The following is a 24,992-nucleotide window of genomic DNA, read 5'->3' as shown; positions in this document are numbered from 1 at the left end:
GGAGCAACTCGTTAGGAACGAGCCGGGATATGACGCGTTCAGCTTTTGCGTCTTTGCACTAGCTCAGGAGATCGAGACAGAACCGTCTGATTTCGAGCGGAAAGGTCAACTGTACGGCTAAGAATACCGTTGCTGACGCGGGCGTTTGAACCGCTTTGGTGTACCCAATTCGTTAAAATCGGGAGGTGAAAATCGTCACCTATCCGCGACCAATGGTCGCGGCAACTTTCAGGAACTATCAGCCGAATAGTTTGTAGATATTGGCTCCTTGCTGCGACTGGTTAAGCTGAATCAGCTCATCTGCAACACGCTGCTTCTCGCTCTGACAAGTGCTAACCAGTTCGCGGTAGAGACACACCAGCTCTTGCAGACGCTGCCGAATTGCTGAGTCGTCCTCACGAGGCTCGACCATCGCAGCCTCAACAACTTGACGGCATTGCAGATCAAGCACGCTGATTGCTGTCCAGTCCTGCTGAGCCATGGCGTCCCGCAAGGCGTTGCCGGTTTCCTCAAGACGTTTGACTGCTGCACTCATGAATCCGCTCCGAATGAACTGGTAACAAGGCCGAACCGATACCGCCTGAACCACTGTCCGCGGCGCCTGATACTTTATCGGCAACCTCCACGTCGCCTTTAATTGCCACAGCGGAAAAATGTATGGTCAGTGCAAGCTGCGCAGCCCCGTTGGAACGCTAGGTGGCGCTACCGGCTCCCAGGGACCACCAGGCCGACCGGCGCAATACCAGTCGCCGTCCCAGCGGTAGTAGAGACGCTCGCGATAGAACAAGTCCTGCCCCTCCACAACGTAGACGCCCAGACGGTTGTCCCAATGCGCAGCAGCATGAGGCGGCGGCGCATAGCGTGGATGGCTTTTCTGGGTTGCCGGCGGGCGCGGTGCCGGTGGGGTGCGCACTGGGGGAGGCGTAGCAACCGGTTCGCGAGGCGGCGCCGATGCGGGCGGCGCCGGGGCGCGTGTAGGCCCGGACGCTTGGTAAGGATTGCCCGCACAGGCCCCAAGCAGCAACGCCAGCGTTACTACTGCGCTAACTCTGGCCAGGCGCTTAAACCTTGTTGAAACCCGCTCCTCCAGCATAATCAGTCGTCTCCCGAACCCCTGCGATCAGGGTGCTACAGGTTGGTCGATAGTCAGCTTGACCGCATCTGCATCATCCGGCGCCAACGGTTCGCTACTGCCTTGCCACTCACCGCGAGTAGCGTTCCCATCTCGGGATACGCGGGCAAACAATCTGACTTGTTCAAAGTTGGACAATCGAAGCTGCGGAGTCATTGCATCTGCGTCACTCAAGTTAACCGTCGCGGGTAAATCGGCAACCGTTATACGTTTCACGGCCAAGGGCATCGGCGGGCCGGACAACGCACGGGCGAAGATGAATACGGCATCGGTCGGTCGAACCTTGTCGACCACCTCGGCAGCCAGTTGCACTTCGACCGTCAGTCCCGCCCCGGTCTCGGCAACCATCTCGCCGGCCGGTTTGGTCACGCTCGCCGGAGCCGTCTCGCCGAGCTGCTCGCGTGCACGAGCGATACCGCCCTGAATGGCTTCACGCGATTGATCTTCCGCAGGCAGCGTTGCCACCAACCGCTCCCAGAACCCTATCGCCTCCGCGAACCGTTCTTCTTCGTAGGCGGCGATACCCAACAGCCCGAGGCTAGTGACCTCGTGTGGATCACCGCTTAATGCCTCGTCGGTCAGCTGTTGCAGCTGCTTGGACCATTGACGGTCACCAGCGAAATAGAGCGCCTGCGCCCACTGACCCAGGAGTTCCGGCTGACGCCCCGCCAGCTTGACAACCTGCTCGAAAGCGGTAGCAGCATCCGCTGGGCGCTCTCGGTTCATATAGGTCTTGGCTAGGAAATACCAGGCCTCCGCGGACTCGGGCTGAGCCTTCACGGCGCGCTCCAGCCGTCCGACCATCTCTTCCATCGTCGCGGGCTGCTCAGTGAACTCCCGCGCCAACTGCAGCTTGTCGCTCGCACCCCAGTGCAGGTAGAGACCATATCCAACCAACGGCACAAGGATAGCCGCGATCAGCGGCACAGCCCGACCCAAATGGTTATTGTGGCGGGTAGTGGCGGTGCCCTCGGTGTCATCAAGCAACTCGCGCGCCGCATCGGCGCGCCCTGCCTCGAGCTGTTCTGAATCAAGGGTTCCGGCCGCCTGTTGCGCCGCCAGCTCTCCAAGCCGCTCTTGGTAAAGCGCGACATTCAAAGCCGTCCGGTCTTCTTCGGCCTGTACACCGCGCCCACGCAACAACGGCAGCAGCAGGAACGCCAGGGCGGCCAGCAGCAACAGGCCTGCACCTATCCAGAAATCGATCATGGTTCTTTTCTATCCAACAACGTGGCCAGGCGCTCGCGCTCGGCCTCGGAAAGGGTGTTCGACGCGGGCTTATCGGACGCACGGCGACGACGTATCAGGATGAACGCCAAGACGGCGAATCCAATCACCAGCAGGACAATCGGTCCATACCAGAGAACAAGCGTTTTGGCATTGACGGGCGGTTTGTAGAGAACGAAGTCGCCGTAACGGGCGACCAGGTAATCGACAATCTGCTCGTTGCTCTGCCCCTCTTCCAGCATGCGGTAGATTTCACGGCGCAGGTCCATGGCGATCGGCGCATTGGAATCGGCAATGTTCTGGTTCTGGCACTTCGGACAGCGCAACTCTTCCACCAACGTCCGGTACCGCTCGCGCTCGGCCTCGTTTTTGAACTCGTAGGCGTCAATCGCCGCCGACGCGCTGCCCAGCAGACACAGCGTCAGCAAAAGTCCGTGGATCAGCTGCTTCATTCGTCCACCAGTTGTTGATAAAGCGCGGCAAGCTGTTCACGCCAAACACGCTCGTCTATGACGCCGACATACTTGTGACGGATGATGCCCTGCTTGTCGACGAGGAAGGTTTCGGGCGCACCGTACACACCCAGATCCAGCCCCAAGCTGCCCTGCTCGTCGCGAATGTTCAGCTGGTAGGGATCGTGAAAGTCCTTAAGCCATTTCTGTGCTGCCGCATTGTCATCCTTGTAATTGACGCCATGGATGACCACGCCCTGCTCTGCAAGCTTGTTCAACACTGGATGTTCGACCTTGCAGGCGACGCACCAGGTTGCCCAAACGTTAACCAACGCGGGCTTGCCCTGAATGTCCTCGGCAGTAACGACCCTCTGGGGATCCTCGACCGAGGGCAGCGAGAAGGAGGGCAGCGGCTTGCCGATCAACGCCGATGGCAACTCGGTCGGGTCCAGAAACAGACCGCGATAAAGAAACACGGCGACGAGTAGGAAGATCGCCAGCGGTAGCAACATCAACAATCGTTTCATCTCAGGCTCCTTGCTGCGCCAAACCGAGCGCCTCGCGAACACGGGTCCTGACCTTCACCCGGTAACGTTTGTCGCTCACCGACAGCACGCCCCCCAGCGACATCATCAGCGCACCTAGCCAGATCCAGCGCACGAACGGCTTGATATGCACCCGGACCGCCCAAGCGCCGTTTTCCAGCGGCTCACCCAACGCCACGTAGAGATCCCGGGTGAAGCCCGCGTCAATGCCCGCTTCGGTCATCGGCATCTGTTGCACGGTGTAGAGGCGTTTCTCCGGATACAGTGTCGCCACCTGCTTGTCACCTTCGAAGACGCGAATGGTGCCTTTGTCAGAGGTGAAGTTGGGACCTTCGAAGTGCTTGGCACCGTCGAACACGAAACTGTAACCACCGAGCTGCAGCGACTCGCCTGGAGCCAGACGCAGATCGCGCTCGTCGCTCTGCTGACTCGTCAGCACCACACCCAACGCGCAGACCACCAGACCGAAATGCGCCAGCTGCATACCCCAATAACTCGGCGCCAGGCTCCGCAACCCCTTCAGCAATCCCTTGTGGCGGGTCTTGTCGAGGATATCGCGCACACCAGCGCTCACCACCCAGCCGGCAAGCATGCATACAGCCAGCACAGCCCAGTGGAAGTCACCGAAGAGCATCGAGCCCAGACCGCCAAGAACGGCACTGGTGATCAGCACGGGGGTCAGCATGCCGATCAACCATTTGACCGGCGTGTTCTTCCAGCGCACCAGCACGCCCACACCCAGGGCGAGCATCAGGGCGCCAACCAGCGGCAGGAACATCGCGTTGAAATAAGGCGGGCCGACCGAAAGCTTGGTATCGGATAGTGCGTCTAGCAGCAGCGGATACAAGGTGCCCAGCAGAATCATCGAGGTGGCAACAACCAACAGCAGGTTATTTACCAGCAGCAGCGTTTCACGCGACCACAGGCCAAAACCGATCTGACTCTTTACCACCGGCGCACGCAGTGCGAACAGCGTGAGCGAGCCACCGATCACGACCAGAAGAAAAGCCAGAATGAAGACGCCGCGCGCCGGGTCAGTGGCGAAGGCATGTACCGACGTAAGCACCCCCGAGCGGACCAGAAACGTGCCTAGCAAGCTGAGCGAGAAGGCAGCGATTGCCAGCAAGACGGTCCAGCTCTTGAACACGCCACGCTTTTCCGTCACGGCCAGCGAGTGGATCAAAGCGGTGCCCACCAACCACGGCATGAAGGACGCGTTTTCTACCGGGTCCCAGAACCACCAGCCGCCCCAACCGAGCTCATAGTAGGCCCACCAGGAACCCAGGGCGATGCCGGTCCCCAGAAAGGCCCAGGCGATCAACGTCCAAGGGCGCGACCAGCGTGCCCAGGCCGCGTCCAGGCGTCCACCGAGCAATGCGGCGATGGCGAACGCAAAAGCTACCGAGAAACCTACATAGCCCATATAGAGCATGGGTGGATGCACTACCAGCCCGAAGTCCTGAAGCAGCGGGTTGAGATCTCGCCCGTCCATTGGTGCCTGCGGAAGCAGCCGCTCGAATGGATTCGACGTGACGATCAGGAACAGCAAAAAGCCGATGCTGATCAGACCCATTACACCCAACACCCGCGCCAGCATATCCTCCGGCAACTGGCGCGAGAAGATCGCAACCGCGAAGGTCCAGCCGGCCAGAATGAACGCCCACAGTAGTAGCGAGCCCTCGTGTGCGCCCCATACGGCGCTGAACTTGTAGTACCAGGGCAAAGCGCTGTTGGAATTCTGCGCCACGTAGGCAACGGAGAAATCGTCCACCATGAAGGCATAGGTGAGACAGGCGAAAGAAAACGCCAAAAATGAAAACTGGCCCCAGGCGGCCGGTTGCGCCAGCCCCATCCATTGGCTGTCGCCGCGCCAGGCACCGATCAGCGGCAGCGTGCCCTGCACAACGGCCAGACACAGCGCCAGAATCATCGCGAGATGACCGAGTTCAGGGATCATTTCGCGTACTCCCGCTCGCCACCGCTGTAGGGCTTGCTCTTGCCACTTTTCTCCAGCGCTGCGGTGACTTCAGGCGGCATGTAGTTTTCGTCATGCTTGGCCAGTACTTCATCAGCGACCAGGACGCCGTCCGCGTTCACGCGCCCCAAGGCAACGATGCCCTGCCCCTCACGAAACAGATCAGGCAAGATCCCCTGGTACTGGATAGTGACCGCTTCGGCATAGTCGGTGACCCGAAAGGTCACCGTCAGCGAATCGTTACTGCGCTGTACCGAGCCCTCTTCGACCATACCGCCTGCCCGAATTCGTGTGCCTTCAGGCGCTTCGCCTGCCGCGATCTGCGTCGGTGTGTAGAAGAGGTTGATATTCTCTTGCAGGGCGGACAATGCCAGCGTTACCGCAACACCGACGCCAGCCAGAATCGCCAAAATGATGAACAGACGCTTCTTGCGCACAGGATTCACTTCATTTCCTCCCGGCGCAAACGACGCGCCTCGTCTTGCAGATAACGCCGACGCGCCATGACTGGCAGCGCCACGTTGAGAATCAGAACCGCCAGGCTGATGCCGTAGGACGTCCAGACGTACAGACCATGGTTACCCATGGCGATGAATTCCGAAAACGACGAAAAATTCATGCTTTACCCACCAGTGCTTTCACTTCCGCTTTGACCCAGCTGCTTCTCGACTCGCGCCGAAGCACCTCGAGGCGCATGCGCATCAGCAGAACCACCGCAAAGAAACAGTAGAAGCCCAGCACCATAACCAGCAGAGGCAGCCACATTTCCATCGGCATGGCCGGCTTTTCCGTCACGGTGAAGGTGGCCGGTTGGTGAAGCGTGTTCCACCATTCAACCGAATATTTGATGATCGGGATGTTCACCACTCCCACGATAGAGAGCACAGCACAAGCTTTGGCCGCGCTGTCTCGATTGGTAATGGCCTGCCCCAGCGCAATGATGCCGAAATACAGAAACAGCAGGATCAGCATCGAAGTCAGACGTGCATCCCACACCCACCAAGCCCCCCAGGTCGGCTTGCCCCACACCGCACCGGTGACAAGTGCGATGACGGTCATCCAGGCACCAATGGGCGCCGCTTGCTGGAGTGCAACGTCGGCCAGCTTCATTTTCCACACCAGCCCGACCAGCCCCGCCACCGCCAGCATCACATAAATAGACTGTGCTAGAAACGCTGCCGGAACGTGGATATAGATGATCCGGAAACTGTTGCCCTGTTGGTAATCCTGCGGGGCAAACGCCAAGCCCCAGACCACCCCGACCCCAACCAACAACAATGCGGCCCAGGTCAACCATGGCAGCCAACGACCGCTGATGCCGTAGAACCATTTAGGCGAACCCAGCTTGTGGAACCATGTCCAGTTCATAGAGCCTGCCTCACGCCTGCTACGTTTGCCGATACTGCGCCGAAACCGGGCAACCGCCGCTTGTTCGGGATCATGAAACCCATCGTTGCGATAACCGCTCGCCTCGCATCGGCTAACTGCGTTCCGCTATTGGATAGAAACATTCTGCCAATCCGTCATTCGCCGACGCTGATTCTCAGGCCGGCCGCTATTGCAAAGGGTGTCAGGGTGACTGCCAGGGCAGTCAGGCTGGAAAGCCACAACAGATAACCGAGCGCTGGCAACCCTTGCAGGGCTGCCTGCAATGCTCCGCTGCCCAGGATCAAAACGGGGATATAAAGCGGGAGGATAAGCAGCGCCAGTAGCAAACCGCCGCGCTTGAGCCCAACGGTCAAGGCCGCCCCGACTGCCCCCAACAGGCTCAGCACCGGCGTACCCAGCAGCAGCGACATCAGCAGCACCGGCAGTGCGCTGACCGGCATGCCCAGCATGAGGCCCAGCAACGGCGCCAGAAGCACCAGCGCCAATCCGGAGAACATCCAGTGTGCCAGCACCTTGGCGAGAACCAGAAGCGCTAAGGGGTGCGGCGAAACGACCCACTGCTCAAGCGACCCATCTTCAAAATCACTGCGAAACAGGCCGTCCAGCGAAAGCAGCACTGCCAATAACGCCGCGACCCAGATCAGCCCGGGCGAAATGGTCTGCAACAGCTGCGACTCAGGACCGACCGCCAGCGGGAACAGAGCGATGACGATGGCGAAGAACACCAATGGATTGGCCAGTTCCGCCGGTCGACGGAACAACAGCCGACTTTCGCGAGCCAGCAACAGCGTAAAGACGTTGCTCATGCGGCTCTCTGTCCCAGATCGATCTCGCGGAAGCCCGCGGGCATCTCAACGAGCGAATGATGAGTGGTCAGCACGACCATGCCGCCTTGTTCGCAGTGGAATGCAAGATGCCGTTCAAGCTGGGCCACGCCACCCTTATCGAGCGCCGTGAAGGGCTCATCGAGAATCCACAAAGGGGGGGGCGACAAATACAGCCGGGCCAACCCAACCCGGCGCTGTTGACCGGCGGAGAGCGTATGGCAGGGCACGTCTTCGAAACCGCGCAGTCCCACAGCATCGAGCGCCTGCCAGATCGCATCACGCGACGCCGGCTGATGCAGTGCGCACAGCCAAGTGAGATTCTCCTCGGCGCTTAGCAAGCCTTTGATGCCCGCTGCATGACCGATCCACAGTAGATTGCGGGCCAATTCACCGCGCTGGCTTTCCAGTGTTTTCCCCTTGAGCAAGACCTCCCCGGCGGTTGGCTGCATCAAGCCAGACAGCAACCGCAGCAGGCTCGTCTTACCACTGCCATTGGGGCCGGCGATCTGCAACATTTCCCCTTTGACGATCTGCAGGTCTAACCTCTCGAACAGCAGGCGCCAGTCTCGCTCGCAGGAAAGCGCCACAGTTTCAAGAAAGGGACTGGACACGCTAGGGCTACCTCAAGATGAAAGGAGCCCGGCCGCTACATCGTGATCGGGCGGGCGGCGGAATTATACATGGCGAACCCTGGCGCCAAAGACCACAACGTAGAAAGGTTGTAAGAGCATTTAAGTAAGATGACCGAGATCAAAAGCACTCAGGCGATTCCCGCCGCTGGTCCAGCTCGCCCGGCAGTGGCGCCCGCTGACCTCGCGTTGAAATTGCTGCAGCCGATGCAGGGACTGCTTGCCGCGGGCGAGAGTGCCGAGGCGGAAGTCATCAGTATCAAGGAGGCGCTGCAAAGCTTTCAGCTGACGCTGCGCCTGACCCTGACCAACGGACGACAGGCAACGGTCGAAACGACCAGCCCGAAAGCCGCCACACCCGGAGCCGCTCTGCTCATCACCGCCGTGTCCGATTCGCGCCTGATGGCCACGCTGCAGCCCGGCCATCGCCAGCCGCAGAGCCGCATCGATCTCTCGCAACTGCCAATAGGCAGCGTAGTGCAAGGCAAGGTGACGGCCAGCCAGCAGACCCAGCAGGACGGCAAGCTTCTTTTCAAGGTCGTGATCACCCTGCTCAATTCGCCGCTCGCTGGACAGAAGCTCAACGTCGAATCCGCTATGCCGCTCGCGCCGGGCAGCCTGATCACAGCACGCGTTCAGGGCGACCAGTCGTTGGCTTTCGTGCCACTGAGCGGCCGCCTCGATCAGTTGGTGCTGGGTCAACAGCTGACCGCGCAGCATGGCCGCCAAGGCTCGATTGAGGGGCTGCTCAGCGCGCTTGGATCCAGCTCGGCTCTGCCCGACCAGTTGCGCGGGGCAGCCGAGCGGCTGCTCGGCCTGGTGCCGGATATGCAACAGCTTGGCGATGCCAAGACGTTGGCGCAGGCATTGGCGCGCAGCGGGGTGTTTCTCGAAAGTAGTCTTCTGCGTGGCGAAGCAAGCAATCTGCCGACAGACATGAAAGCCGCTCTGCTACGCCTAATCGCGCAACTACCGGGCCTGCCGGGTGGAGGGCCGCTAACAGCAGCGCAGGCCGGTGCAAACCTCGGCCAGGCTCTGCCGGCTTTCGCCCGTAATGCACTCGGTGCGCTTGGCCAGCCAAATCCGCGCCAGTTAGCGCAAAACTTCCCTTTGCCGAGCCGACTGCTGCCCAACGCCGATGAAGAAGCCGACCTTGAGATTCTGCTGAAACTGGCCGCGGCTGCAGTATCGCGGCTACAGACACATCAGTTGTCCAGCCTTGCCCAGACGCAGACCAACCCGGACGGTACCCAGGTCACAACCTGGCAGCTTGAGGTACCGATGCGCGACCAGCGCGATATCGTGCCACTGCAGGTGAAATTCCAACGTGAAGAAGAGTCTCAGCAAAACCGCAAGGACAAACCGGAAACGCTGTGGAAGGTAGAGCTCGCATTCGATGTCGCTCCCCTCGGCCCGCTGCAAGTCCAGGCACAGTTGCTTCAGGGTAGCCTTTCGAGCCAGATCTGGGCCGAACGCAGCGGTACCGCCGAGCTGATCTCGGCAGAGCTCGAGCACCTACGTCAACGCCTGGTCACGGCCGGGTTGAACGTCGGCGAATTGGCCTGCCGGCAGGGAACGCCGCCGCAGGGGCCGCGTACTTCATTGGATCAACGCTTCGTGGATGAAACCGCATGATCACCAGCACACCGCGCCAGGCCATCGCACTCACCTATGATGGCGCCACCGCACCAACCCTTTCAGCGAAGGGGGACGATGAATTGGCCGAAGCGATACTGGCTATCGCCCGCGAACACGACGTGCCAATCTACGAAAATGCCGAACTGGTTAAATTGCTGGCGCGCCTGGAACTGGGCGATGCGATTCCGGAAGCGCTCTATCGCACAATCGCCGAGATCATCGCCTTCGCCTGGTACCTTAAAGGCAAATGTCCGCCAGGCTTTAGCGATCCCAAAGACACACCGGACGTCCCGCGGCTCAATGGGCCTGGGCATTAAGCGTTGCGATGCTATTGATTTGGCCCTTCTCCTGAGGAAAATCAGCCAGCATCCACGCGAAATAGCCTTCCCGGAAGTAAAACACCTGCTGGTAACCCCACGCGACCGCGAGGCGAACCGCCTCGGCACTGGCGGGACAGATCTCGCTGTTGCAGTAGACCACCAGGGGGACGCTTCTTGGCCATTCGGTCCGCGACAGTCCGAAGAACTCACGCGCCAGACTCATGTGCACCGCGCCTTCAACGTGACCCCAGGCCCACTCGTGCCGCGGGCGCACGTCGATGAACACGGCGCCAAGCGCATGGAGCTGCCGAGCCTGATAAACATTGACGGTCATTGCACCGTTTACTTGTGGCGGCGCTTCCGCTGCGCAGAGCCAAGCCGGGCTCGCCAGCAGGCACAGCATTAGAATGCGCAGCATCACATCCTCCTTGCCCTCGGGCACAGGCCTGCACCAGACATGGCGAAACCTTGTCCAGTTTGGAGGAAGCAATAGTCATATCGTTCACTGCCACAGCCAGAGGGCCGACGGTTGTCACCGGAGGGCGGCGACACACCTGCCTGGCACTAATCAGGATTGCGACGCGCCTGATGCAACTTGCGCATCAGCTCGGCTTCGGACTGGGACAGACCGCAGGATTGCGTCAGATCATCGACGCTGGCACCCATACCAACCAGTTTGGCCGCTTGGGAAAAGGAGAAATTGTTCGGATCGCGCTGCTCGAGCTGGCCCAGCTTTTCTGGCAACGGGGCAACGATGCGCGACAGCTCATGCAGGTCTTTGCCCATCCGAACGTTGCTTTCCAGGTAGTTATCCAGCCGGGTGGTAAGCGTCTTGATGCGCTGGTCACGGGCAGCGTCTGCGAGCGCTTGCGTTTCTGCCTGCTGTCGCTGGCGGCGGAACAGCCAGATGCAGCAACCGAGCAATGCGAGGCAGCACAAGGCAAGCGCAACGACCGCCGCTACCAGCGACGCGATCATGTTTCAGATGCTCTCAAGTTCCGCCCATTCTTCTTCGCTCATCATCTTGTCTAGTTCGACCAGAATCAGCAGCTCATTGTTCTTATTGCACACGCCTTGGATAAACTTCGCGGATTCATCGTTACCGACGTTAGGTGCGGTTTCGATCTCCGATTGGCGCAGGTAGACCACCTCGGCAACGCTGTCGACCAAGATGCCAACCACCTGGCGGTCTGCCTCTATGATGACAATACGGGTGTTGTCCGATACCGGCGCCGTGTCGAGACCAAAGCGCTGGCGCGTATCGATCACCGTAACGACGTTGCCACGCAGGTTGATGATGCCCAGCACATAGCTGGGGGCACCCGGCACGGGGGCGATTTCGGTATAGCGCAGCACTTCCTGAACCTGCATCACGTTGATGCCATAGGTCTCATTATCCAGACGGAAGGTTACCCATTGCAGGACCGGATCATCGGAACCCTGTGCGGAAGTCATCTTCATAGCCCCACCTCTTCATGTACCGCACTGGCGGTTGATTCTATCGGTTAGTCGGGGCGCTTGCGTGCCCCTCTGTTTGTTCAAGTCGTTACGACGGAACGCCCTTGAGATGTCGGGTCGCACCGCTGGCGATAAGCTCGGCGAGCGCGGTCACGTCCACCAGCGCACACATGTGGTCAATCACCGTCCCGGCGAGCCAAGGGCGCTGAGTACGCTGAGTGCGCCACTTCACTTCTTTCGGGTCCAGACGAATCGAGCGGCTGACCTGGTGTACCGCCAGCCCCCACTCATAGCCCTGCACCGAAATTACATACTGAAGCCCGTCGCGGAAATCGTCGCGATACCGCTCAGCCATCACCCAGCGTGCGGTATCCAGAACTTTCAGATTGCCAGCCTGGCTCGGCAAGATGCCGAGGAACCAGGCCGGCTGGCCGAACAACGGCGTCAGCTCATGCCCGGCAAGTGGATAAATCGAGCCGAGACTGACCAGCGGCACCGCCAGCGTCAGCCCGGCCACGTCGAACAATAGGCACTCGAACGGCTCCTCGCCCCACTCTGGCTGGCGGCTCAGGAGCGCTGGCGGACCGCCCGGCGCTTGGCCCTGCGACTCAAGTATGGCAACGGGTTCGACCGGTACAGGCGGCGCCTTCGCGGGTAACTCGGGTGGCAATTCGAGCAACGGCTGCGCCTCGACTATCACCGGAACGGCAACAGCTTCGGGCTCGGGCGGAGTAACCGGGCGCAGCGCAACCACCCGTTGCGTATCGCGCTGTTGCTCCTCAAGCACGGCAGCCTGAAACTCGTCTGGACTGACCGACTCAGCCAATCCGATGACGGCGTCCTGCAACAGGGCGTCGAGATATGACTGCAGCGTCTGTTGCGATCGGCTTTCTTTAAGAACGGTACGACTCATGGAACCAACTCGTGCGAACCCACTGGATAGGCTATCGGCCGCACCCATGTCGAACTTGAACGGCGAACGCGGCCGTACGTCGTCATTCAGGCCACCTGCGGCGAAGCTTGCGCCGCTAGCAGTGTTTTGAGCAGCGCGCGATAGGCGAGCACGCCCCGGCTGCTCGGATCATGCTGGGACGGCGTAAGGCCGGCACGACTGGCATCGCGCAAACGTGTATCGATCGGAATGAAGGCTTGCCAGAGGTTGTCCTGGTAGCCATTACGCAAGACCCTGAGTGTGCTCATCGAGGCTGCAGTGCGGCGATCGAACATCGTCGGCACGATGGTGTAAGGCAAGGCCTGCCGGCGCGACCGATTGATCATGCTCAGCGTGCTGACCATCCGCTCCAAGCCCTTCATGGCCAGAAACTCAGTCTGCACCGGAATGATCAACTGCTGGCTGGCTGCCAGCGCGTTTACCATCAGGACCCCAAGCAGCGGCGGGCTGTCGATGATGGCGTAGTCGAAATCCTGCCACAGCTGAGAAAGACTTTTGGCGATGACCAGACCGAGACCGTTCTGGCCGGGCGACTGACGCTCCAGCGTCGCCAGTACCGTGCTGGACGGCAACAGGGAAAGGCGCTCATGGCTAGTCGGCAGCAGCAGTTGCCAAGGCAAACCCTCGGGAACCGTGCCCTGGTGCTGAAACAGATCGAAGACGCTGTGATCGAGGTTATCCGGGTCATGACCGAAATAGCTCGTCATCGAGCCATGGGGGTCGAGATCCAGCGCTACGACCCGCTTGCCCGAATCGGCCAGCAAACCGGCAAGTGCTATGGAGGTAGTGGTCTTGCCCACTCCACCTTTTTGATTGGCTACAGCCCAGACTCTCATATGTATCTTTCCATCCGGATCGAACCAGACCGGGATCGGCCGTCTCGGCCTTGGCCGGCGACGGAGAATTGACGACGCCGCGAGCGGCACCTAACGATCAGAAGGAACAGCACGTTGTGTGCCAGGTTGCGGGGCCACTCCGACAGGTCGAGCATTCCCACTTCCCACACCACTGACGCTGCGACGAACGTCCAGATTGCGTGAAACAACCAGAATCACCCGACGATTAAGCGCCCTGCCCTCGGCGGTGGAATTATCCGCAATGGGTTGAAATTCGCCGTAACCCACTGCGGCCAAGCGTGCCGGGTCGACACCGTCGGCCGCTAGCATTCGCACCACACTGCCTGCACGGGCGGCGGAAAGCTCCCAGTTGGTAGGAAACTTTTCGGTGTTGATCGGCAGGTTATCGGTGAATCCTTCGACATGGATGGGATTGTCGAAAGGCGCCAGAATCCCGGCAATCTTCTCCAGCAGATCGAACGCATGGTCGTTAGGCAACGCATCGCCGCTGGGGAAAAGCAGGCTTGAATTCAGTTCGATTTCAACCCAGAGCTCGTTGCCGCGAATCGTCAGTTGCTTCGAATCGATCAGATCGGCAAAGGCCGCCTGCATGCTCTGCATGATGCTTTGCAGCGGATCGATTGGCTGCTGAGACGATTGCGGCTCGTCGATCTGGGATGCATCCGGCTGCGTGGTACGTGGTCTCTCTTCACCGATCGGAATCGGCTTGACCGCTCGGTCGACCTGATTGAAAACGCCTACTAACGAATCGGACAGAATCTTGTATTTGCCCTCGTTGAGCGAAGAGATTGAATACATCACCACGAAGAAGGCAAACAGCAGGGTGATGAAATCCGCGTAGGACACCAACCAACGCTCGTGATTCTCCGGCTCTTCGTGAGTGCGGCGACGGGCCATTCAGATGCCTCCAGCGTTTAGCGCGCAACTCATCGAGCTAGGCGTTTCAGAGCCTAAGTTGATGATCGTCTTGACTGGAGCCTTTTCCATCTTCGTTCCCAGGACCGCAGCGGCAAGGGCGCCGTTGGCATTCCGTCAGTTAATCAATGAAACCCTGGAGCTTCATTTCGATTGAACGAGGGTTTTCTCCTTCGGCAATCGACAGAACGCCTTCGAGCAACATTTCGCGGTAAGCGGTCTGCTTCTGCACCACGCTTTTGAGCTTGTTGCCCATCGGCAAAACCAGCAGGTTGGCAAAGGCCACACCGTAAATCGTGGCAACGAATGCAACCGCAATACCACTGCCCAGCTGACTGGGATCGGCGAGATTGCCCATGACATGTATCAGCCCCATCACCGCACCGATGATGCCTACCGTGGGCGAATAGCCACCCATGCTCTCGAACACTTTCGCCGCCCTCAGATCGCGGGTTTCCTGCGTGTACAGGTCAACCTCGAGAATGCTGCGAATCACTTCCGGCTCAGCACCGTCGACCAGCAGCTGCAAGCCTTTGCGTGCGTAGGGATCCGGCTCGGTTTCGGCGATCGGCTCAAGCCCCAGCAAACCCTCCTTTCGCGCCGTGGCGCTCCAGCTCGTGACCAAGCTGATACCACGGACCATGTCGATACGCGGGGGGAACAAAATCCACCCCATCACCGACATCGCTCGCATGAATACCGCCATTGGCGTTTGCAGCAGCACCGCACCGAGCGTACCGCCAAGCACGATCAGTGCGGCCGGGCCATTGAGCAGCGCCGACACATGCCCGCCTTCGAGGAAGTTACCCCCGACAATGGCAACAAACGCAAGGACCAGCCCGATCAGGCTGAGTACATCCATCAGATGCACGCCTCGCTCAAATGGCGACCGATGTCATCGAGCCCGTACACGGCATCGCTGAGGTTGGCCTTGACCACTGCCATCGGCATCCCATAAATCACACAACTGGCCTCATCCTGCGCCCAGACCTGGCTGCCGCTCTGTTTGAGCATCCGTGCGCCTTCACGGCCATCAGCCCCCATACCGGTTAGCACGACCGCCAGTACCTTGTCTCCGTACGCCTTGGCGGCTGATCCAAAGGTGACGTCGACGCAGGGCCTGTAGTTGAGGCGTTCGTCGCCCGGCAGGATACGCACCGTACCTCGCCCGTCGACCATCATCTGTTTGCCGCCCGGCGCCAGCAGTGCCAAGCCTGGACGTAATAGATCGCCGTCTTCGGCCTCCTTGACGCGGATCTTGCAGAGCTTGTCCAGACGTTCGGCGAAGGCTTTGGTAAACGCGGCCGGCATGTGCTGAATCAGCACGATAGGCGCCGGAAAATTGCCGGGCAGCTGCGTTAGCACGCGCTGAAGCGCCACCGGCCCACCAGTTGAAGTGCCAATGGCGACCAGCCGGTACGATTTCCGACGAGGCGCCGAAACCGGCGCCGTATGGGCGGGCGTCGTATGCCGGGCAACAGGAGCCGTGCCCGACACGACGCTAGCTGACCGAGACCCCGGCACCGTAGCAGCCGGAGCGACACTGGTACTGCTGAAGCGGCGATTGCTGCGCGAAATGGAGTGGACCTTTTCGCAGAGCAGTTGCTTGACCTTGTCCGGATTTCGCGAGATGTCCTCGAAGTTCTTCGGCAGAAAGTCGACGGCTCCCGCATCCAGCGCGTCGAGTGTGACCCGTGCGCCTTCGTGGGTTAGCGATGAGAACATCAGCACGGGTGTTGGACAGCGCTGCATGATTTGCCGGACCGCGGTAATGCCGTCCATCATCGGCATCTCGTAGTCCATGGTGATGACGTCCGGTTTCAACGCCAGCGCCTGGTCGATTGCCTCGCGGCCGTTGGTCGCGGTTCCGATCACCTGGATATTCGAATCTGAAGAAAGGATCTCCGATACACGGCGGCGGAAAAAGCCGGAATCGTCCACCACCAGGACCTTGACTGCCATAAAACAACTCCTAGCGACAGCGGTCCGTGAAAAACCGCTGCCTACTGATCAGATCCGGCGTGCGTAACGCTTAAGCATGCTCGGGACATCCAGGATCAAGGCGATACGACCATCGCCAGTGATAGTCGCACCGGACATTCCCGGAGTGCCCTGCAGCATCTTGCCCAACGGCTTGATCACTACCTCTTCCTGCCCCACCAGCTGATCGACGACGAAGCCGATACTTTGGTTGCCGACGTTGAGGATCACCACGTGACCTTCACGCTGCTCTTCGAGCTCGGCACCGCGCACCAGCCAGCGCTTGAGATAGAACAATGGCAGCGCCTTGTCGCGAACGATCACCACTTCCTGACCATCAACCACGTTGGTACGGGACAGGTCGAGGTGGAAGATCTCGTTAACACTGACCAGCGGGAAAGCGAATGCCTGGTTACCCAGCATCACCATCAGGGTTGGCATGATCGCCAGCGTCAGGGGCACTTTGATTACAACGCGCGAGCCCTGGCCTTTGTTGGAGAAGACGTTGACGGTGCCGTTGAGCTGCGAAATCTTGGTCTTGACCACGTCCATGCCAACGCCGCGGCCGGACACATCGGAGATCTCCGTCTTGGTCGAGAAGCCCGGCGCAAAGATCAGATTGTAGGATTCCAGATCACTCAGGCGATCGGCTGCGTCCTTATCGAGCAAGCCCTTCTCTACCGCCTTGGCGCGCAGAACATCTGCATCCATGCCTTTGCCGTCATCGGTGATCAGCAACAGGATGTGGTCGCCTTCCTGTTCGGCGGAGAGCACGACCTTGCCGGTGCGTGGCTTGCCGGCAGCTTCGCGCTCTTCCGGTGTTTCGATACCGTGGTCGACTGCGTTGCGCACCAAGTGCACCAGCGGATCAGCCAAGGCCTCGACGAGATTCTTGTCCAGGTCGGTTTCTTCGCCGACCAGTTCCAGATTGATTTCTTTCTTGAGGCTGCGAGCCAGATCACGGACCAGACGGGGGAATCGGCCGAAGACCTTCTTGATCGGCTGCATGCGCGTTTTCATCACGGCGCTCTGCAGGTCAGCGGTCACCACATCGAGGTTCGACACGGCCTTGGCCATGGCTTCATCGGCGCTGTTGGACCCCAGGCGCACCAAGCGGTTACGCACCAGTACCAGTTCACCCACCATGTTCATGATTTCATCGAGCCGCGCAGTGTCGACTCGAACGGTGGTCTCAGCCTCGCTCGCGGGCTTCTCCGGAGCTGCAGCAGGCTTGGATGCAAGCTCCGCTTTCGCAGGGGCAGCAGCCTTGCTCGCTACGGCATTTGCTGCCGGTTTCGCTGGCGCAGCCTTTTTCTCGGCAGCCGCGGCAGCCGGTGCGGGCTTGGTGGCAGGCACAGCTGCAGCCGCGACTGGCGCGGCCGCATCGGGTTCAAACTTGCCCTTACCATGCAGCTGGTCCAGCAGCGCTTCGAATTCGTCATCGCTGATGTCATCGCCACCCGCCGCGGCAGGCTTGTCAACGGACCCGGCAGGGGCAGCAGGCGCAGCGGCAACCGGTTCGACGAACTGGCCTTTGCCATGCAGTTGATCGAGCAATGCCTCGAATTCGTCGTCGGTAATCTCGTCGCTGGCAGACTGTCCCGCCACCGCAGCAGCAGGAGCGACCGAAGTCGATTGCTGCTCCGTCGCGAATTGACCCTTTCCATGGAGCTGATCGAGCAGCGATTCGAACTCCTCGTCGGTAATTTCATCCGGGGCGTTTGAAGAGGGCGCCTCGGCAGATTCGTCCAGCGCGCCAAGAAACTGCTCGAACTCGCTGTCGGCGGTCGTAGCGGGCTCAGACTCAGGCTCAGTCTCGACAGACGCTTCGACTATGGGCTCCTGCGCTCCGGCCGGCTCGGCCAAACGGGCCAGCGCTGCCAGCAGCTCGGGCGTCGCCGGGGTTACTTCGGTACGCTCGCGCACCTGGCTAAACATTTCATTGACGGAGTCCAAGGCCTGCAGCACGACATCCATCAATTCCGAGTCGACGCGACGCTCACCCTTGCGCAGGATGTCGAAGACGTTTTCAGCGATGTGGCAGCACTCCACCAACTCATGCAGCTGGAGAAACCCGGCACCGCCTTTTACCGTATGGAAACCGCGAAAAATCGCATTGAGCAAGGCTGTGTCATCGGGGCTGCTTTCCAGCTCCACCAGCTGCTCTGACAATAGTTCGAGAATCTCGCCGGCCTCTACCAGGAAATCCTGGAGGATTTCTTCATCGGCGTCGAAGCTCATATTTAACTTCCCCTAAAAGCCCAGGCTCGAAAGCAGATCATCAACGTCGTCCTGCCCGGATACGACGTCTTCACGTATATCGGCATGCATCTGCGGACCTTCACCATTGGAAGGCTGTTTTTCTTGTTTTTTCATTTCCTGCTCGGCGCGCATCGCGTCGCGGTCGTGCTGGATGCCCGCCACGCGGTCAACCTGGCCGGCCATCAGCACCAGATTAAGCAGGTTACTTTCGAGTTCGGTAATGAGCCGGGTCACTCTTTTGATCACCTGACCGGTAAGGTCTTGGAAATCCTGAGCCAGCATGATTTCGCTAAGGTTCTGCGACAGCTGACTGCCATCGTTCATGCTGCGCTGGAGAAACTGGTCGATGCGCTTGACCAGCTCACGGAACTGTTCAGCGTTCATATCGCGCCGCATGAAACGCTGCCAATCAGCAGTGAGGCTCTGCGCCTCGTAACTCACGTAATTGACCAGGGGCGCCGATTCTTCAACCAGGTCCATGGTGCGGTTGGCCGCTTTCTCGGTCATCTCCACCACGTACGACAGCCGATCAGTCGCATCGGTGATCGGTGACGGATCCCCCCCGGTGGCACAGGTATCCATCTCGAGTTTTACGATGGCGTTGTGCAGCTCCCGGGTGAGCTTGCCAACTTCCAGGTAGATCCCGTGATTGCGCGCCTGATTGAGCTCATTGAACATCTGCGTCGCTTCGTCGAAACGACCCTGTTGCAGACTTTCAATCAATTGGGGTGCGTGAGCCATCAGAGTTGCTTCGAACTCTGCCAGGGTTTGGTCTGCTTGCGTCATAGTGCCCTCGCGGCGTTACTGCTTCAGCCGTTGACGCGCTCGAAGATCTTTTCGATCTTCTCTTTGAGCACTTGAGCCGTGAATGGCTTGACCACGTAACCGTTTACGCCAGCCTGCGCGGCTTCGATGATCTGGTCGCGCTTGGCTTCAGCGGTCACCATCAATACCGGCAGATGCTTCAAGCGCTCATCGGCACGCACCGCGCGCAGCAAATCGATGCCGCTCATGCCGGGCATGTTCCAGTCGGTGACGAGGAAATCGAAACTTCCGCTCTTGAGCATCGGCAGCGCAGTGGTGCCGTCATCTGCCTCGGCAGTGTTGGTAAAACCCAGATCGCGCAAGAGGTTCTTGATGATCCGTCTCATGGTCGAAAAGTCATCGACGATGAGGATTTTCATGTTCTTGTCCAAGTACACCTCCGTAAATCCAGAATCGAGACCTGCTCACGGTCTGTTTGCGAGCCTCATGAATGAAGCTCGTAAGCGGTCTCTAATGCTTTTGTCGCAAACCGGTCGTTAACGCGCGCGCCACTCGCCAAGACGAGCCCGCAGACGGGCCGCGCACTGACTGTGCAACTGGCTCACCCGTGATTCACTGACGCCCAGTACCTGACCGATTTCCTTCAAGTTCAACTCTTCGTCGTAATACAGCGAAAGCACCAACTTTTCACGTTCGGGCAGGTTACTGATGGCCTCGGCCAACGCCTGTTGGAAACGCTCGTCTTCAAGATCGCGGGACGGTTCCGGATGGGTGCTGGCTGCATCCTCCTCGAACTCCCCGTGCTCGCCTTCCTGAAGCAGATCATCGAAGCTGAACAGGCGGCTGCCCAGGGTGTCGCCCAGAATGCCGTAGTACTCATCGAGACTCAATTTAAGTTCGGCCGCAACGTCCTGATCTTTAGCGTCGCGTCCTGTTCTAGCCTCAATTGCCCGAATCGCCTCACTGACCATGCGCGAGTTTCGGTGTACCGAACGCGGCGCCCAGTCACCTTTGCGCACCTCGTCGAGCATGGCGCCGCGGATGCGGATACCGGCGTAGGTCTCGAAACTCGCCCCTTTTCCGGCGTCATATTTTTTTGACGCCTCCAGCAAGCCGATCATGCCGGCCTGCATCAGGTCGTCGACCTGCACGCTCGCCGGCAAACGTGCCAGGAGGTGATAGGCAATGCGCTTGACCAGCGGTGCGTACTGATCGATGAGTTGATATTGCGAGTCTTTAGCCTGAGCTTTGCTGTAATACATACCGAATCCAGCCGCTATTGTTCGTTAGGCTCTGCGGCGGGCCTGACCAGGCGCTCCACAAAGAACTCCAGATGACCGCGTGGCGTTGCCGGCAACGGCCAAGTGTCCACCTTCTGCGCGATAGCCCTGAACGCCAGCGAGCACTTTGCGCGCGGGTAGGCCTCATAAACGGCACGCTGCTTCTGCACAGCCTTGCGCACCGCTTCGTCATACGGGATGGCGCCGACGTACTGCAGCGCCACGTCGAGGAAGCGCTCAGTCACCTTGGTCAGCTTGGCAAACAGGTTGCGCCCTTCCTGCGGCGCATGGGCCATGTTGGCCAAGACCCGGAAGCGGCTGATGCCGTAGTCACGATTGAGCAGTTTGATCAGCGCATAGGCATCGGTGATTGACGTGGGCTCGTCGGTGACCACCAGCAACACTTCCTGCGCGGCGCGAACAAAGCTCACCACACCGTCACCAATGCCAGCGGCGGTGTCGATGATCAGCACATCGATATCATCGCCGATGTCGCTGAAAGCCTGGATGAGGCCAGAATGTTGAAGCGTCGACAGCTGCACCATGCTCTGAGTGCCGGAAGCGGCCGGAACAACACGTATGCCGCCCGGCCCCTGAATCAGCACATCGCGCAGGTCGCATTCACCGGAAATGACATCGGCCAGGGTGCGTTTTGTCGTCAGGCCGAGCAACACGTCGACGTTAGCCAGACCAAGGTCAGCGTCGAGCAATACCACTCGACGCCCGAGATCGGCCAGCGCCAAGGCCAGATTGACCGACACGTTGGTCTTGCCGACGCCACCCTTGCCGCCGGTCACTGCAATAACCTGTACGGGATGCATACCCATTTTCACACGCCTATCTCTTGCTGGAGCCCTTGGGCCATCGATGCGTTCAGCGGGAACGCGTCTTCTTTGTGTGTCTCTCGGAGCATTGCGTTCATCCGACCTTCCTAGAACCGTTGTACAGATCGGAGAACATGTCAGCCATGGTTTCCTCGCTAGGAGCCTCTTCCGATTGCAGGCTCACCGCGCGGCTGACCAACTGGTGACTGCGTGGCAGATGCAGGTCATCAGGAATGCGCGGCCCATCAGCGATGTAAGCGATGGGCAGGTGCTGACTGATGATAAGACCAAGTACGTCACCCAAGCTCCCGGCTTCATCCAGTTTAGTCAGAATGCAGCCAGCCAGCCCGCAACGACGGTAATTGTGCCAAGTCGCCTTGAGCACCTGACTCTGGCTGGTTGCAGGCAGGACCAGGTAATTCTTCGCTTTGATGCCGCGGTCCGCCAGGGCCTCGAGTTGCACCTTCATCATCGAGTCACCCGCTGGCAGGCCGGCGGTGTCGACAAGGATCAGGCGCTTACGGGCTAGCGGCGCCAAGGTTTTGCTCAAGGGCTGGCTGGGGTCCAGCTGAATGACCGGAACGTCGAGAATCCGTCCCAGGGTTTTCAGCTGTTCCTGAGCACCGATGCGGTAGTTATCCATGCTCGCCAAAGCGATGCTCTGCGGGCCGTGCTTGAGCACGTAACGCGCCGCGAGCTTGGCCAGCGTAGTGGTCTTGCCGGCACCGGCCGGGCCGACCAGGGCAATGACACCGCCCTCTTCCAGCGGCTCGACCTTGCTGACCTTGATCGATTGCGCCAGATACGCCAACAACATCCGCCAGGCCTGGCGTGGCTCCGATACGGTCGAAACCTTTTCCAACAAGGCGCGCGACAGTTCTGCAGGCAGACCGATGCGCTGCAGGCGACGCCAGAGGCCAGCCTGTTGGGGACGGCGGCTCTGCTCCTGTCCCCAGGCAATCGAACCGAGCTGCACTTCGATCAGTTCGCGCAGCCCCTGTAGCTCTGACTGCATCGCCTCGACCGCACGCGATTCGAACGACGAACTTGCGGCAACCGGAGCTGCTTGGGCAGCTGCAGCCGGCTTTTCGTCAAGCAGCTGACGATCCTGGCCGACCGATCCACGCGATGGCGCGCTCATTTCGGCATGCGCGCTGGCGAGACGAGCCTGAGTCTTGCGCAGCTCGGCCTCCAGTGCCGGGTTCGGCTGCTTCGCCGCCGCCGACTCCATCGGATAATCAAGCACCGCGGTCAACTCGACGCCGCCAGCAACCCGACGGTTTCCCGTGATCACGGCATCGGCGCCCAGCTCGTCACGAATCATCTTCATGGCGATACGCATGTCGGCTGCGAAGAAACGTTTGACCTGCATGGCCTGTAGCCCTCAGTTAATTCTGACCCACCGTCGAAACGATGGTGACCTGCTTGTTATCCGGTATTTCTTGATAGGCCAGGACATGAATGTTCGGTACAGCGAGCCGGGCGAATCGCGACAGCATCGCGCGGACCGGACCTGCCACCAGCAAAATCGCCGGCTTACCTAACATTTCTTGACGCTGTGCCGCTTCTACCAGAGAACGTTGCAACTTTTCGGCCATTCCCGGCTCGAGGAGGATGCCATCTTCCGAGCCTTGTCCTGCCTTCTGAAGGCTATTGAGCAATATCTGTTCCAACCTGGGTTCAAGCGTGATGACAGGCAGCTGCGGCTCAAGCCCGACAACGTTTTGCACGATTGCACGAGACAGCGCGACACGCACCGCCGCCACCATCGCGGCGGGATCTTGACTCTTGGCGGCGACGTTGGCGATGGCTTCGGCGATGGTCCGGATGTCACGCACCGGCACCTGCTCTTGCAGCAGTGCCTGCAGCACTTTTAACAAAGTGGACAATGAGATCATCCCAGGCACCAGCTCTTCCGCAAGCTTGGGCGAGCTCTTGGCCAGCAATTGCAGAAGCTGCTGGACCTCCTCATGCCCGAGCAATTCATGGGCATGCTTATGCAATATCTGGTTGAGGTGCGTCGCCACCACCGTACTGGCGTCGACCACCGTGTAGCCGAGCGACTGCGCCTGATCGCGTTGGCTGGCCTCGATCCACACCGCTTCCAGGCCGAAAGCCGGATCCTTGGCGGCGATGCCGTTGAGCGGGCCGAACACCTGGCCCGGATTGATCGCCAGCTCGCGATCCGGATACACCTCTGCTTCCGCCAGGCTGACGCCCATCAGCGTCAAGCGATAGGCATTGGGCAGCAGATCGAGGTTGTCGCGGATGTGAACTGACGGCATCAGGAAACCGAGATCCTGGGAGAGCTTCTTGCGCACGCCTTTGATCCGGGCCAGTAGCTGCCCCCCTTGATTGCGATCGACCAGCGGAATCAGCCGATAGCCGACTTCCAATCCGACCATGTCCACAGCCGTCACATCGTCCCAGCCGAGCTCTTTGGTTTCCGTCGCACGCTGTGCCGGCAGCATCTCCTGCTGTTTCTGCACGTCCTGCTCGGCCTCCTGCTTGACCTGCTTCTGACGGTGCCATATCCAGTACGCGGCGCCAGCGGCAGCTCCACCGAGACCCAGAAAGGACATGTGTGGCATTCCGGGCACTAGGCCCATGGCGATCATGATGCCGGCCGAGACCGCCAGCGCCTTTGGCGATGCGAACATTTGCCGGTTGATCTGCTGCCCCATGTCTTCGGAGCTGGTGACACGGGTCACCATGATTGCGGCTGCAGTCGACAGCAACAGCGAGGGGATCTGCGCCACGAGGCCGTCACCGATGGTCAGCAGTGCATATACCTGGCCGGCTTCACTGAAGCTCATCCCATGCTGAACCATGCCAATGCCGACGCCACCAATCAGGTTGATGAACAGGATCAGCAGGCCCGCAATGGCATCGCCGCGCACGAACTTGCTGGCACCGTCCATGGAGCCGTAGAAGTCCGCCTCGGAGGCAACTTCGACACGGCGCAACTTGGCTTCGGATTGATCGATCAATCCGGCGTTGAGGTCGGCGTCAATCGCCATTTGCTTGCCAGGCATGGCATCGAGGGTGAAGCGCGCGCTGACTTCGGAGATTCGCCCGGCACCCTTGGTGACCACGACGAAGTTGATGATCATCAGGATCGCGAAGACGACGATACCGACGACGTAGTTGCCGCCGATTACCACGTTACCGAAGGCCTCGATTACATGGCCCGCCGCCGATCCGCCCTCATGGCCGTTGATCAGCACCACCCGCGTCGACGCCACGTTGAGCGCGAGGCGCATCAGCGTGGCGACCAGCAGAATGGTCGGGAACACGGCGAAATCCAACGGCCGCAATGCATAGACGCTGACCAGCAGCACGACGATCGACAAGGCGATGTTGAAGGTGAACAGCAGATCCAGGAGGAACGGCGGCACCGACAACATCATCATGCCCATCATCACCAGCAACAGCAGCGGCACACCCAGGTTGCCCCGCCCTGCGCCCGCTAGGCCATTGCCGAAATTGATGAGTTGCGTGCGATCCACGTAGACCCCGTCAGACAAGAACAAAGAATTGACGCGAAAACGCATCCTGTTCGAGC

The 24,992-nt window shown here is 59.8% G+C and carries 28 protein-coding genes; 2 read left to right on the top strand and 26 right to left on the bottom strand.

Annotated elements, in window-relative coordinates; translation table 11 throughout:
* Positions 1–238: 238 nt before the first annotated feature.
* From fliT to ccmA, 11 genes are all read right to left on the bottom strand, one after another.
* Positions 239–535, bottom strand: coding sequence for a flagellar protein FliT (fliT, locus tag ACQKEK_RS15860; protein ID WP_128119113.1), 297 nt, complete (start codon positions 533–535; stop codon positions 239–241).
* Positions 536–661: 126 nt separating this feature from the next.
* Positions 662–1,093 (bottom strand): hypothetical protein, encoded by a 432-nt coding sequence (locus ACQKEK_RS15855; RefSeq protein ID WP_499143722.1) that lies wholly within the window; start codon positions 1,091–1,093, stop codon positions 662–664.
* Between the two features lie 27 nt (positions 1,094–1,120).
* Positions 1,121–2,341, bottom strand: a complete 1,221-nt coding sequence (gene ccmI, locus ACQKEK_RS15850; protein WP_499143721.1) for a c-type cytochrome biogenesis protein CcmI — start codon at positions 2,339–2,341, stop codon at positions 1,121–1,123.
* Complete coding sequence (locus tag ACQKEK_RS15845) at positions 2,338–2,811, bottom strand: cytochrome c-type biogenesis protein (RefSeq protein WP_128119110.1); 474 nt, start codon at positions 2,809–2,811, stop codon at positions 2,338–2,340. Before ACQKEK_RS15845 ends, ccmI begins: the two co-directional genes overlap by 4 nt.
* Positions 2,808–3,338: a DsbE family thiol:disulfide interchange protein gene (locus tag ACQKEK_RS15840; RefSeq protein WP_499143720.1), complete on the bottom strand. Its 531-nt coding sequence runs from the start codon at positions 3,336–3,338 to the stop codon at positions 2,808–2,810. Before ACQKEK_RS15840 ends, ACQKEK_RS15845 begins: the two co-directional genes overlap by 4 nt.
* A 1-nt stretch (position 3,339) precedes the next feature.
* Complete coding sequence (locus ACQKEK_RS15835; RefSeq protein WP_046162283.1) at positions 3,340–5,313, bottom strand: heme lyase CcmF/NrfE family subunit; 1,974 nt, start codon at positions 5,311–5,313, stop codon at positions 3,340–3,342.
* Positions 5,310–5,777 (bottom strand): cytochrome c maturation protein CcmE, encoded by a 468-nt coding sequence (gene ccmE / locus ACQKEK_RS15830; protein ID WP_499143719.1) that lies wholly within the window; start codon positions 5,775–5,777, stop codon positions 5,310–5,312. Before ccmE ends, ACQKEK_RS15835 begins: the two co-directional genes overlap by 4 nt.
* Positions 5,774–5,950, bottom strand: coding sequence for a heme exporter protein CcmD (gene ccmD, locus ACQKEK_RS15825; protein ID WP_045425807.1), 177 nt, complete (start codon positions 5,948–5,950; stop codon positions 5,774–5,776). The genes ccmE and ccmD overlap by 4 nt, the downstream gene beginning before the upstream one ends.
* Positions 5,947–6,699 (bottom strand): heme ABC transporter permease, encoded by a 753-nt coding sequence (locus ACQKEK_RS15820; RefSeq protein ID WP_128119107.1) that lies wholly within the window; start codon positions 6,697–6,699, stop codon positions 5,947–5,949. Before ACQKEK_RS15820 ends, ccmD begins: the two co-directional genes overlap by 4 nt.
* Before the next feature lie 155 nt (positions 6,700–6,854).
* Positions 6,855–7,526 carry a heme exporter protein CcmB gene (ccmB, locus tag ACQKEK_RS15815; protein ID WP_045425801.1) on the bottom strand — a complete coding sequence of 224 codons (672 nt, stop codon included), beginning with the start codon at positions 7,524–7,526 and terminating at the stop codon, positions 6,855–6,857.
* Positions 7,523–8,158, bottom strand: a complete 636-nt coding sequence (ccmA, locus tag ACQKEK_RS15810; RefSeq protein ID WP_499143718.1) for a cytochrome c biogenesis heme-transporting ATPase CcmA — start codon at positions 8,156–8,158, stop codon at positions 7,523–7,525. The genes ccmB and ccmA overlap by 4 nt, the downstream gene beginning before the upstream one ends.
* 129 nt (positions 8,159–8,287) lie before the next feature.
* Here ccmA and fliK point away from each other — a divergent pair, with 129 nt between their 5' ends.
* Together fliK and ACQKEK_RS15800 are read left to right on the top strand one after the other, a co-directional pair.
* The gene (gene fliK / locus ACQKEK_RS15805; protein WP_499143717.1) at positions 8,288–9,811 is read left to right on the top strand and encodes a flagellar hook-length control protein FliK; all 1,524 of its coding nucleotides are present in this window, start codon (positions 8,288–8,290) and stop codon (positions 9,809–9,811) included.
* Positions 9,808–10,131 carry an EscU/YscU/HrcU family type III secretion system export apparatus switch protein gene (locus tag ACQKEK_RS15800; RefSeq protein WP_499143716.1) on the top strand — a complete coding sequence of 108 codons (324 nt, stop codon included), beginning with the start codon at positions 9,808–9,810 and terminating at the stop codon, positions 10,129–10,131. Before fliK ends, ACQKEK_RS15800 begins: the two co-directional genes overlap by 4 nt.
* On the opposite strand, the gene ACQKEK_RS15795 is transcribed toward ACQKEK_RS15800, so the two are convergent.
* The 15 genes from ACQKEK_RS15795 to flhA all read right to left on the bottom strand — a co-directional run bounded on the left by ACQKEK_RS15795 (position 10,112) and on the right by flhA (position 24,936).
* Positions 10,112–10,552 carry a rhodanese-like domain-containing protein gene (locus ACQKEK_RS15795; protein ID WP_499143715.1) on the bottom strand — a complete coding sequence of 147 codons (441 nt, stop codon included), beginning with the start codon at positions 10,550–10,552 and terminating at the stop codon, positions 10,112–10,114. The genes ACQKEK_RS15800 and ACQKEK_RS15795 overlap by 20 nt on opposite strands.
* A gap of 146 nt (positions 10,553–10,698) precedes the next feature.
* Complete coding sequence (locus ACQKEK_RS15790) at positions 10,699–11,112, bottom strand: DUF2802 domain-containing protein (RefSeq protein WP_128119101.1); 414 nt, start codon at positions 11,110–11,112, stop codon at positions 10,699–10,701.
* Between the two features lie 3 nt (positions 11,113–11,115).
* On the bottom strand, positions 11,116–11,595 hold the full coding sequence (locus ACQKEK_RS15785; protein WP_019340623.1) for a chemotaxis protein CheW: 480 nt from the start codon (positions 11,593–11,595) through the stop codon (positions 11,116–11,118).
* A gap of 85 nt (positions 11,596–11,680) precedes the next feature.
* Complete coding sequence (locus tag ACQKEK_RS15780; protein WP_499143714.1) at positions 11,681–12,505, bottom strand: CheW domain-containing protein; 825 nt, start codon at positions 12,503–12,505, stop codon at positions 11,681–11,683.
* An 86-nt stretch (positions 12,506–12,591) separates the two neighbouring features.
* Positions 12,592–13,380 (bottom strand): ParA family protein, encoded by a 789-nt coding sequence (locus tag ACQKEK_RS15775; protein ID WP_045425780.1) that lies wholly within the window; start codon positions 13,378–13,380, stop codon positions 12,592–12,594.
* Between the two features lie 90 nt (positions 13,381–13,470).
* Entirely contained in the window at positions 13,471–14,298 is an 828-nt protein-coding gene (gene motD, locus ACQKEK_RS15770) for a flagellar motor protein MotD (RefSeq protein WP_499143713.1), read from the bottom strand.
* 139 nt (positions 14,299–14,437) lie between these two features.
* Positions 14,438–15,178, bottom strand: a complete 741-nt coding sequence (locus tag ACQKEK_RS15765) for a flagellar motor protein (protein WP_045425775.1) — start codon at positions 15,176–15,178, stop codon at positions 14,438–14,440.
* Positions 15,178–16,278, bottom strand: a complete 1,101-nt coding sequence (locus tag ACQKEK_RS15760) for a protein-glutamate methylesterase/protein-glutamine glutaminase (RefSeq protein WP_499143712.1) — start codon at positions 16,276–16,278, stop codon at positions 15,178–15,180. Before ACQKEK_RS15760 ends, ACQKEK_RS15765 begins: the two co-directional genes overlap by 1 nt.
* A 48-nt stretch (positions 16,279–16,326) precedes the next feature.
* Positions 16,327–18,537 (bottom strand): chemotaxis protein CheA, encoded by a 2,211-nt coding sequence (locus ACQKEK_RS15755; protein ID WP_499143711.1) that lies wholly within the window; start codon positions 18,535–18,537, stop codon positions 16,327–16,329.
* Between the two features lie 12 nt (positions 18,538–18,549).
* The gene (locus tag ACQKEK_RS15750) at positions 18,550–19,344 is read right to left on the bottom strand and encodes a protein phosphatase CheZ (protein WP_499143710.1); all 795 of its coding nucleotides are present in this window, start codon (positions 19,342–19,344) and stop codon (positions 18,550–18,552) included.
* A 23-nt stretch (positions 19,345–19,367) separates the two neighbouring features.
* Entirely contained in the window at positions 19,368–19,742 is a 375-nt protein-coding gene (locus ACQKEK_RS15745) for a chemotaxis response regulator CheY (RefSeq protein WP_172830728.1), read from the bottom strand.
* Between the two features lie 117 nt (positions 19,743–19,859).
* On the bottom strand, positions 19,860–20,585 hold the full coding sequence (gene fliA / locus ACQKEK_RS15740) for an RNA polymerase sigma factor FliA (RefSeq protein WP_045425763.1): 726 nt from the start codon (positions 20,583–20,585) through the stop codon (positions 19,860–19,862).
* Between the two features lie 14 nt (positions 20,586–20,599).
* Positions 20,600–21,430: a flagellar synthesis regulator FleN gene (gene fleN / locus ACQKEK_RS15735; protein ID WP_045425761.1), complete on the bottom strand. Its 831-nt coding sequence runs from the start codon at positions 21,428–21,430 to the stop codon at positions 20,600–20,602.
* Between the two features lie 91 nt (positions 21,431–21,521).
* Positions 21,522–22,799, bottom strand: coding sequence for a flagellar biosynthesis GTPase FlhF (flhF, locus tag ACQKEK_RS15730; RefSeq protein WP_499143709.1), 1,278 nt, complete (start codon positions 22,797–22,799; stop codon positions 21,522–21,524).
* Positions 22,800–22,815: 16 nt separating this feature from the next.
* The gene (flhA, locus tag ACQKEK_RS15725) at positions 22,816–24,936 is read right to left on the bottom strand and encodes a flagellar biosynthesis protein FlhA (protein WP_499143708.1); all 2,121 of its coding nucleotides are present in this window, start codon (positions 24,934–24,936) and stop codon (positions 22,816–22,818) included.
* Between the last annotated feature and the right edge of the window lie 56 nt (positions 24,937–24,992).

The sequence above is a fragment of the Pseudomonas sp. NPDC077408 genome, from assembly GCF_050269105.1.
Taxonomy (GTDB): Bacteria; Pseudomonadota; Gammaproteobacteria; order Pseudomonadales; family Pseudomonadaceae; genus Stutzerimonas.
The sequence above is the reverse complement of the archived record's forward strand: the minus strand, read 5'-3'. Positions and strand labels throughout refer to the sequence as shown.

Coding starts and splice junctions, on each gene's coding strand:
- fleN (WP_045425761.1), bottom strand. CDS start 21,430: ATGGGTATGCATCCCGTACAGGTTATTGCAGTGACCGGCGGCAAGGGT.
- flhF (WP_499143709.1), bottom strand. CDS start 22,799: ATGCAGGTCAAACGTTTCTTCGCAGCCGACATGCGTATCGCCATGAAG.
- ACQKEK_RS15795 (WP_499143715.1), bottom strand. CDS start 10,552: ATGCTGCGCATTCTAATGCTGTGCCTGCTGGCGAGCCCGGCTTGGCTC.
- fliA (WP_045425763.1), bottom strand. CDS start 20,585: ATGTATTACAGCAAAGCTCAGGCTAAAGACTCGCAATATCAACTCATC.
- ACQKEK_RS15745 (WP_172830728.1), bottom strand. CDS start 19,742: ATGAAAATCCTCATCGTCGATGACTTTTCGACCATGAGACGGATCATC.
- fliK (WP_499143717.1), top strand. CDS start 8,288: ATGACCGAGATCAAAAGCACTCAGGCGATTCCCGCCGCTGGTCCAGCT.
- fliT (WP_128119113.1), bottom strand. CDS start 535: ATGAGTGCAGCAGTCAAACGTCTTGAGGAAACCGGCAACGCCTTGCGG.
- ACQKEK_RS15835 (WP_046162283.1), bottom strand. CDS start 5,313: ATGATCCCTGAACTCGGTCATCTCGCGATGATTCTGGCGCTGTGTCTG.
- ccmD (WP_045425807.1), bottom strand. CDS start 5,950: ATGAATTTTTCGTCGTTTTCGGAATTCATCGCCATGGGTAACCATGGT.
- ACQKEK_RS15750 (WP_499143710.1), bottom strand. CDS start 19,344: ATGACGCAAGCAGACCAAACCCTGGCAGAGTTCGAAGCAACTCTGATG.
- ACQKEK_RS15775 (WP_045425780.1), bottom strand. CDS start 13,380: ATGAGAGTCTGGGCTGTAGCCAATCAAAAAGGTGGAGTGGGCAAGACC.
- ACQKEK_RS15755 (WP_499143711.1), bottom strand. CDS start 18,537: ATGAGCTTCGACGCCGATGAAGAAATCCTCCAGGATTTCCTGGTAGAG.
- ACQKEK_RS15765 (WP_045425775.1), bottom strand. CDS start 15,178: ATGGATGTACTCAGCCTGATCGGGCTGGTCCTTGCGTTTGTTGCCATT.
- ACQKEK_RS15780 (WP_499143714.1), bottom strand. CDS start 12,505: ATGAGTCGTACCGTTCTTAAAGAAAGCCGATCGCAACAGACGCTGCAG.
- ACQKEK_RS15785 (WP_019340623.1), bottom strand. CDS start 11,595: ATGAAGATGACTTCCGCACAGGGTTCCGATGATCCGGTCCTGCAATGG.
- ACQKEK_RS15760 (WP_499143712.1), bottom strand. CDS start 16,278: ATGGCAGTCAAGGTCCTGGTGGTGGACGATTCCGGCTTTTTCCGCCGC.
- ACQKEK_RS15800 (WP_499143716.1), top strand. CDS start 9,808: ATGATCACCAGCACACCGCGCCAGGCCATCGCACTCACCTATGATGGC.
- ACQKEK_RS15790 (WP_128119101.1), bottom strand. CDS start 11,112: ATGATCGCGTCGCTGGTAGCGGCGGTCGTTGCGCTTGCCTTGTGCTGC.
- ACQKEK_RS15840 (WP_499143720.1), bottom strand. CDS start 3,338: ATGAAACGATTGTTGATGTTGCTACCGCTGGCGATCTTCCTACTCGTC.
- ACQKEK_RS15820 (WP_128119107.1), bottom strand. CDS start 6,699: ATGAACTGGACATGGTTCCACAAGCTGGGTTCGCCTAAATGGTTCTAC.
- ACQKEK_RS15845 (WP_128119110.1), bottom strand. CDS start 2,811: ATGAAGCAGCTGATCCACGGACTTTTGCTGACGCTGTGTCTGCTGGGC.
- ACQKEK_RS15855 (WP_499143722.1), bottom strand. CDS start 1,093: ATGCTGGAGGAGCGGGTTTCAACAAGGTTTAAGCGCCTGGCCAGAGTT.
- ccmI (WP_499143721.1), bottom strand. CDS start 2,341: ATGATCGATTTCTGGATAGGTGCAGGCCTGTTGCTGCTGGCCGCCCTG.
- motD (WP_499143713.1), bottom strand. CDS start 14,298: ATGGCCCGTCGCCGCACTCACGAAGAGCCGGAGAATCACGAGCGTTGG.
- ccmB (WP_045425801.1), bottom strand. CDS start 7,526: ATGAGCAACGTCTTTACGCTGTTGCTGGCTCGCGAAAGTCGGCTGTTG.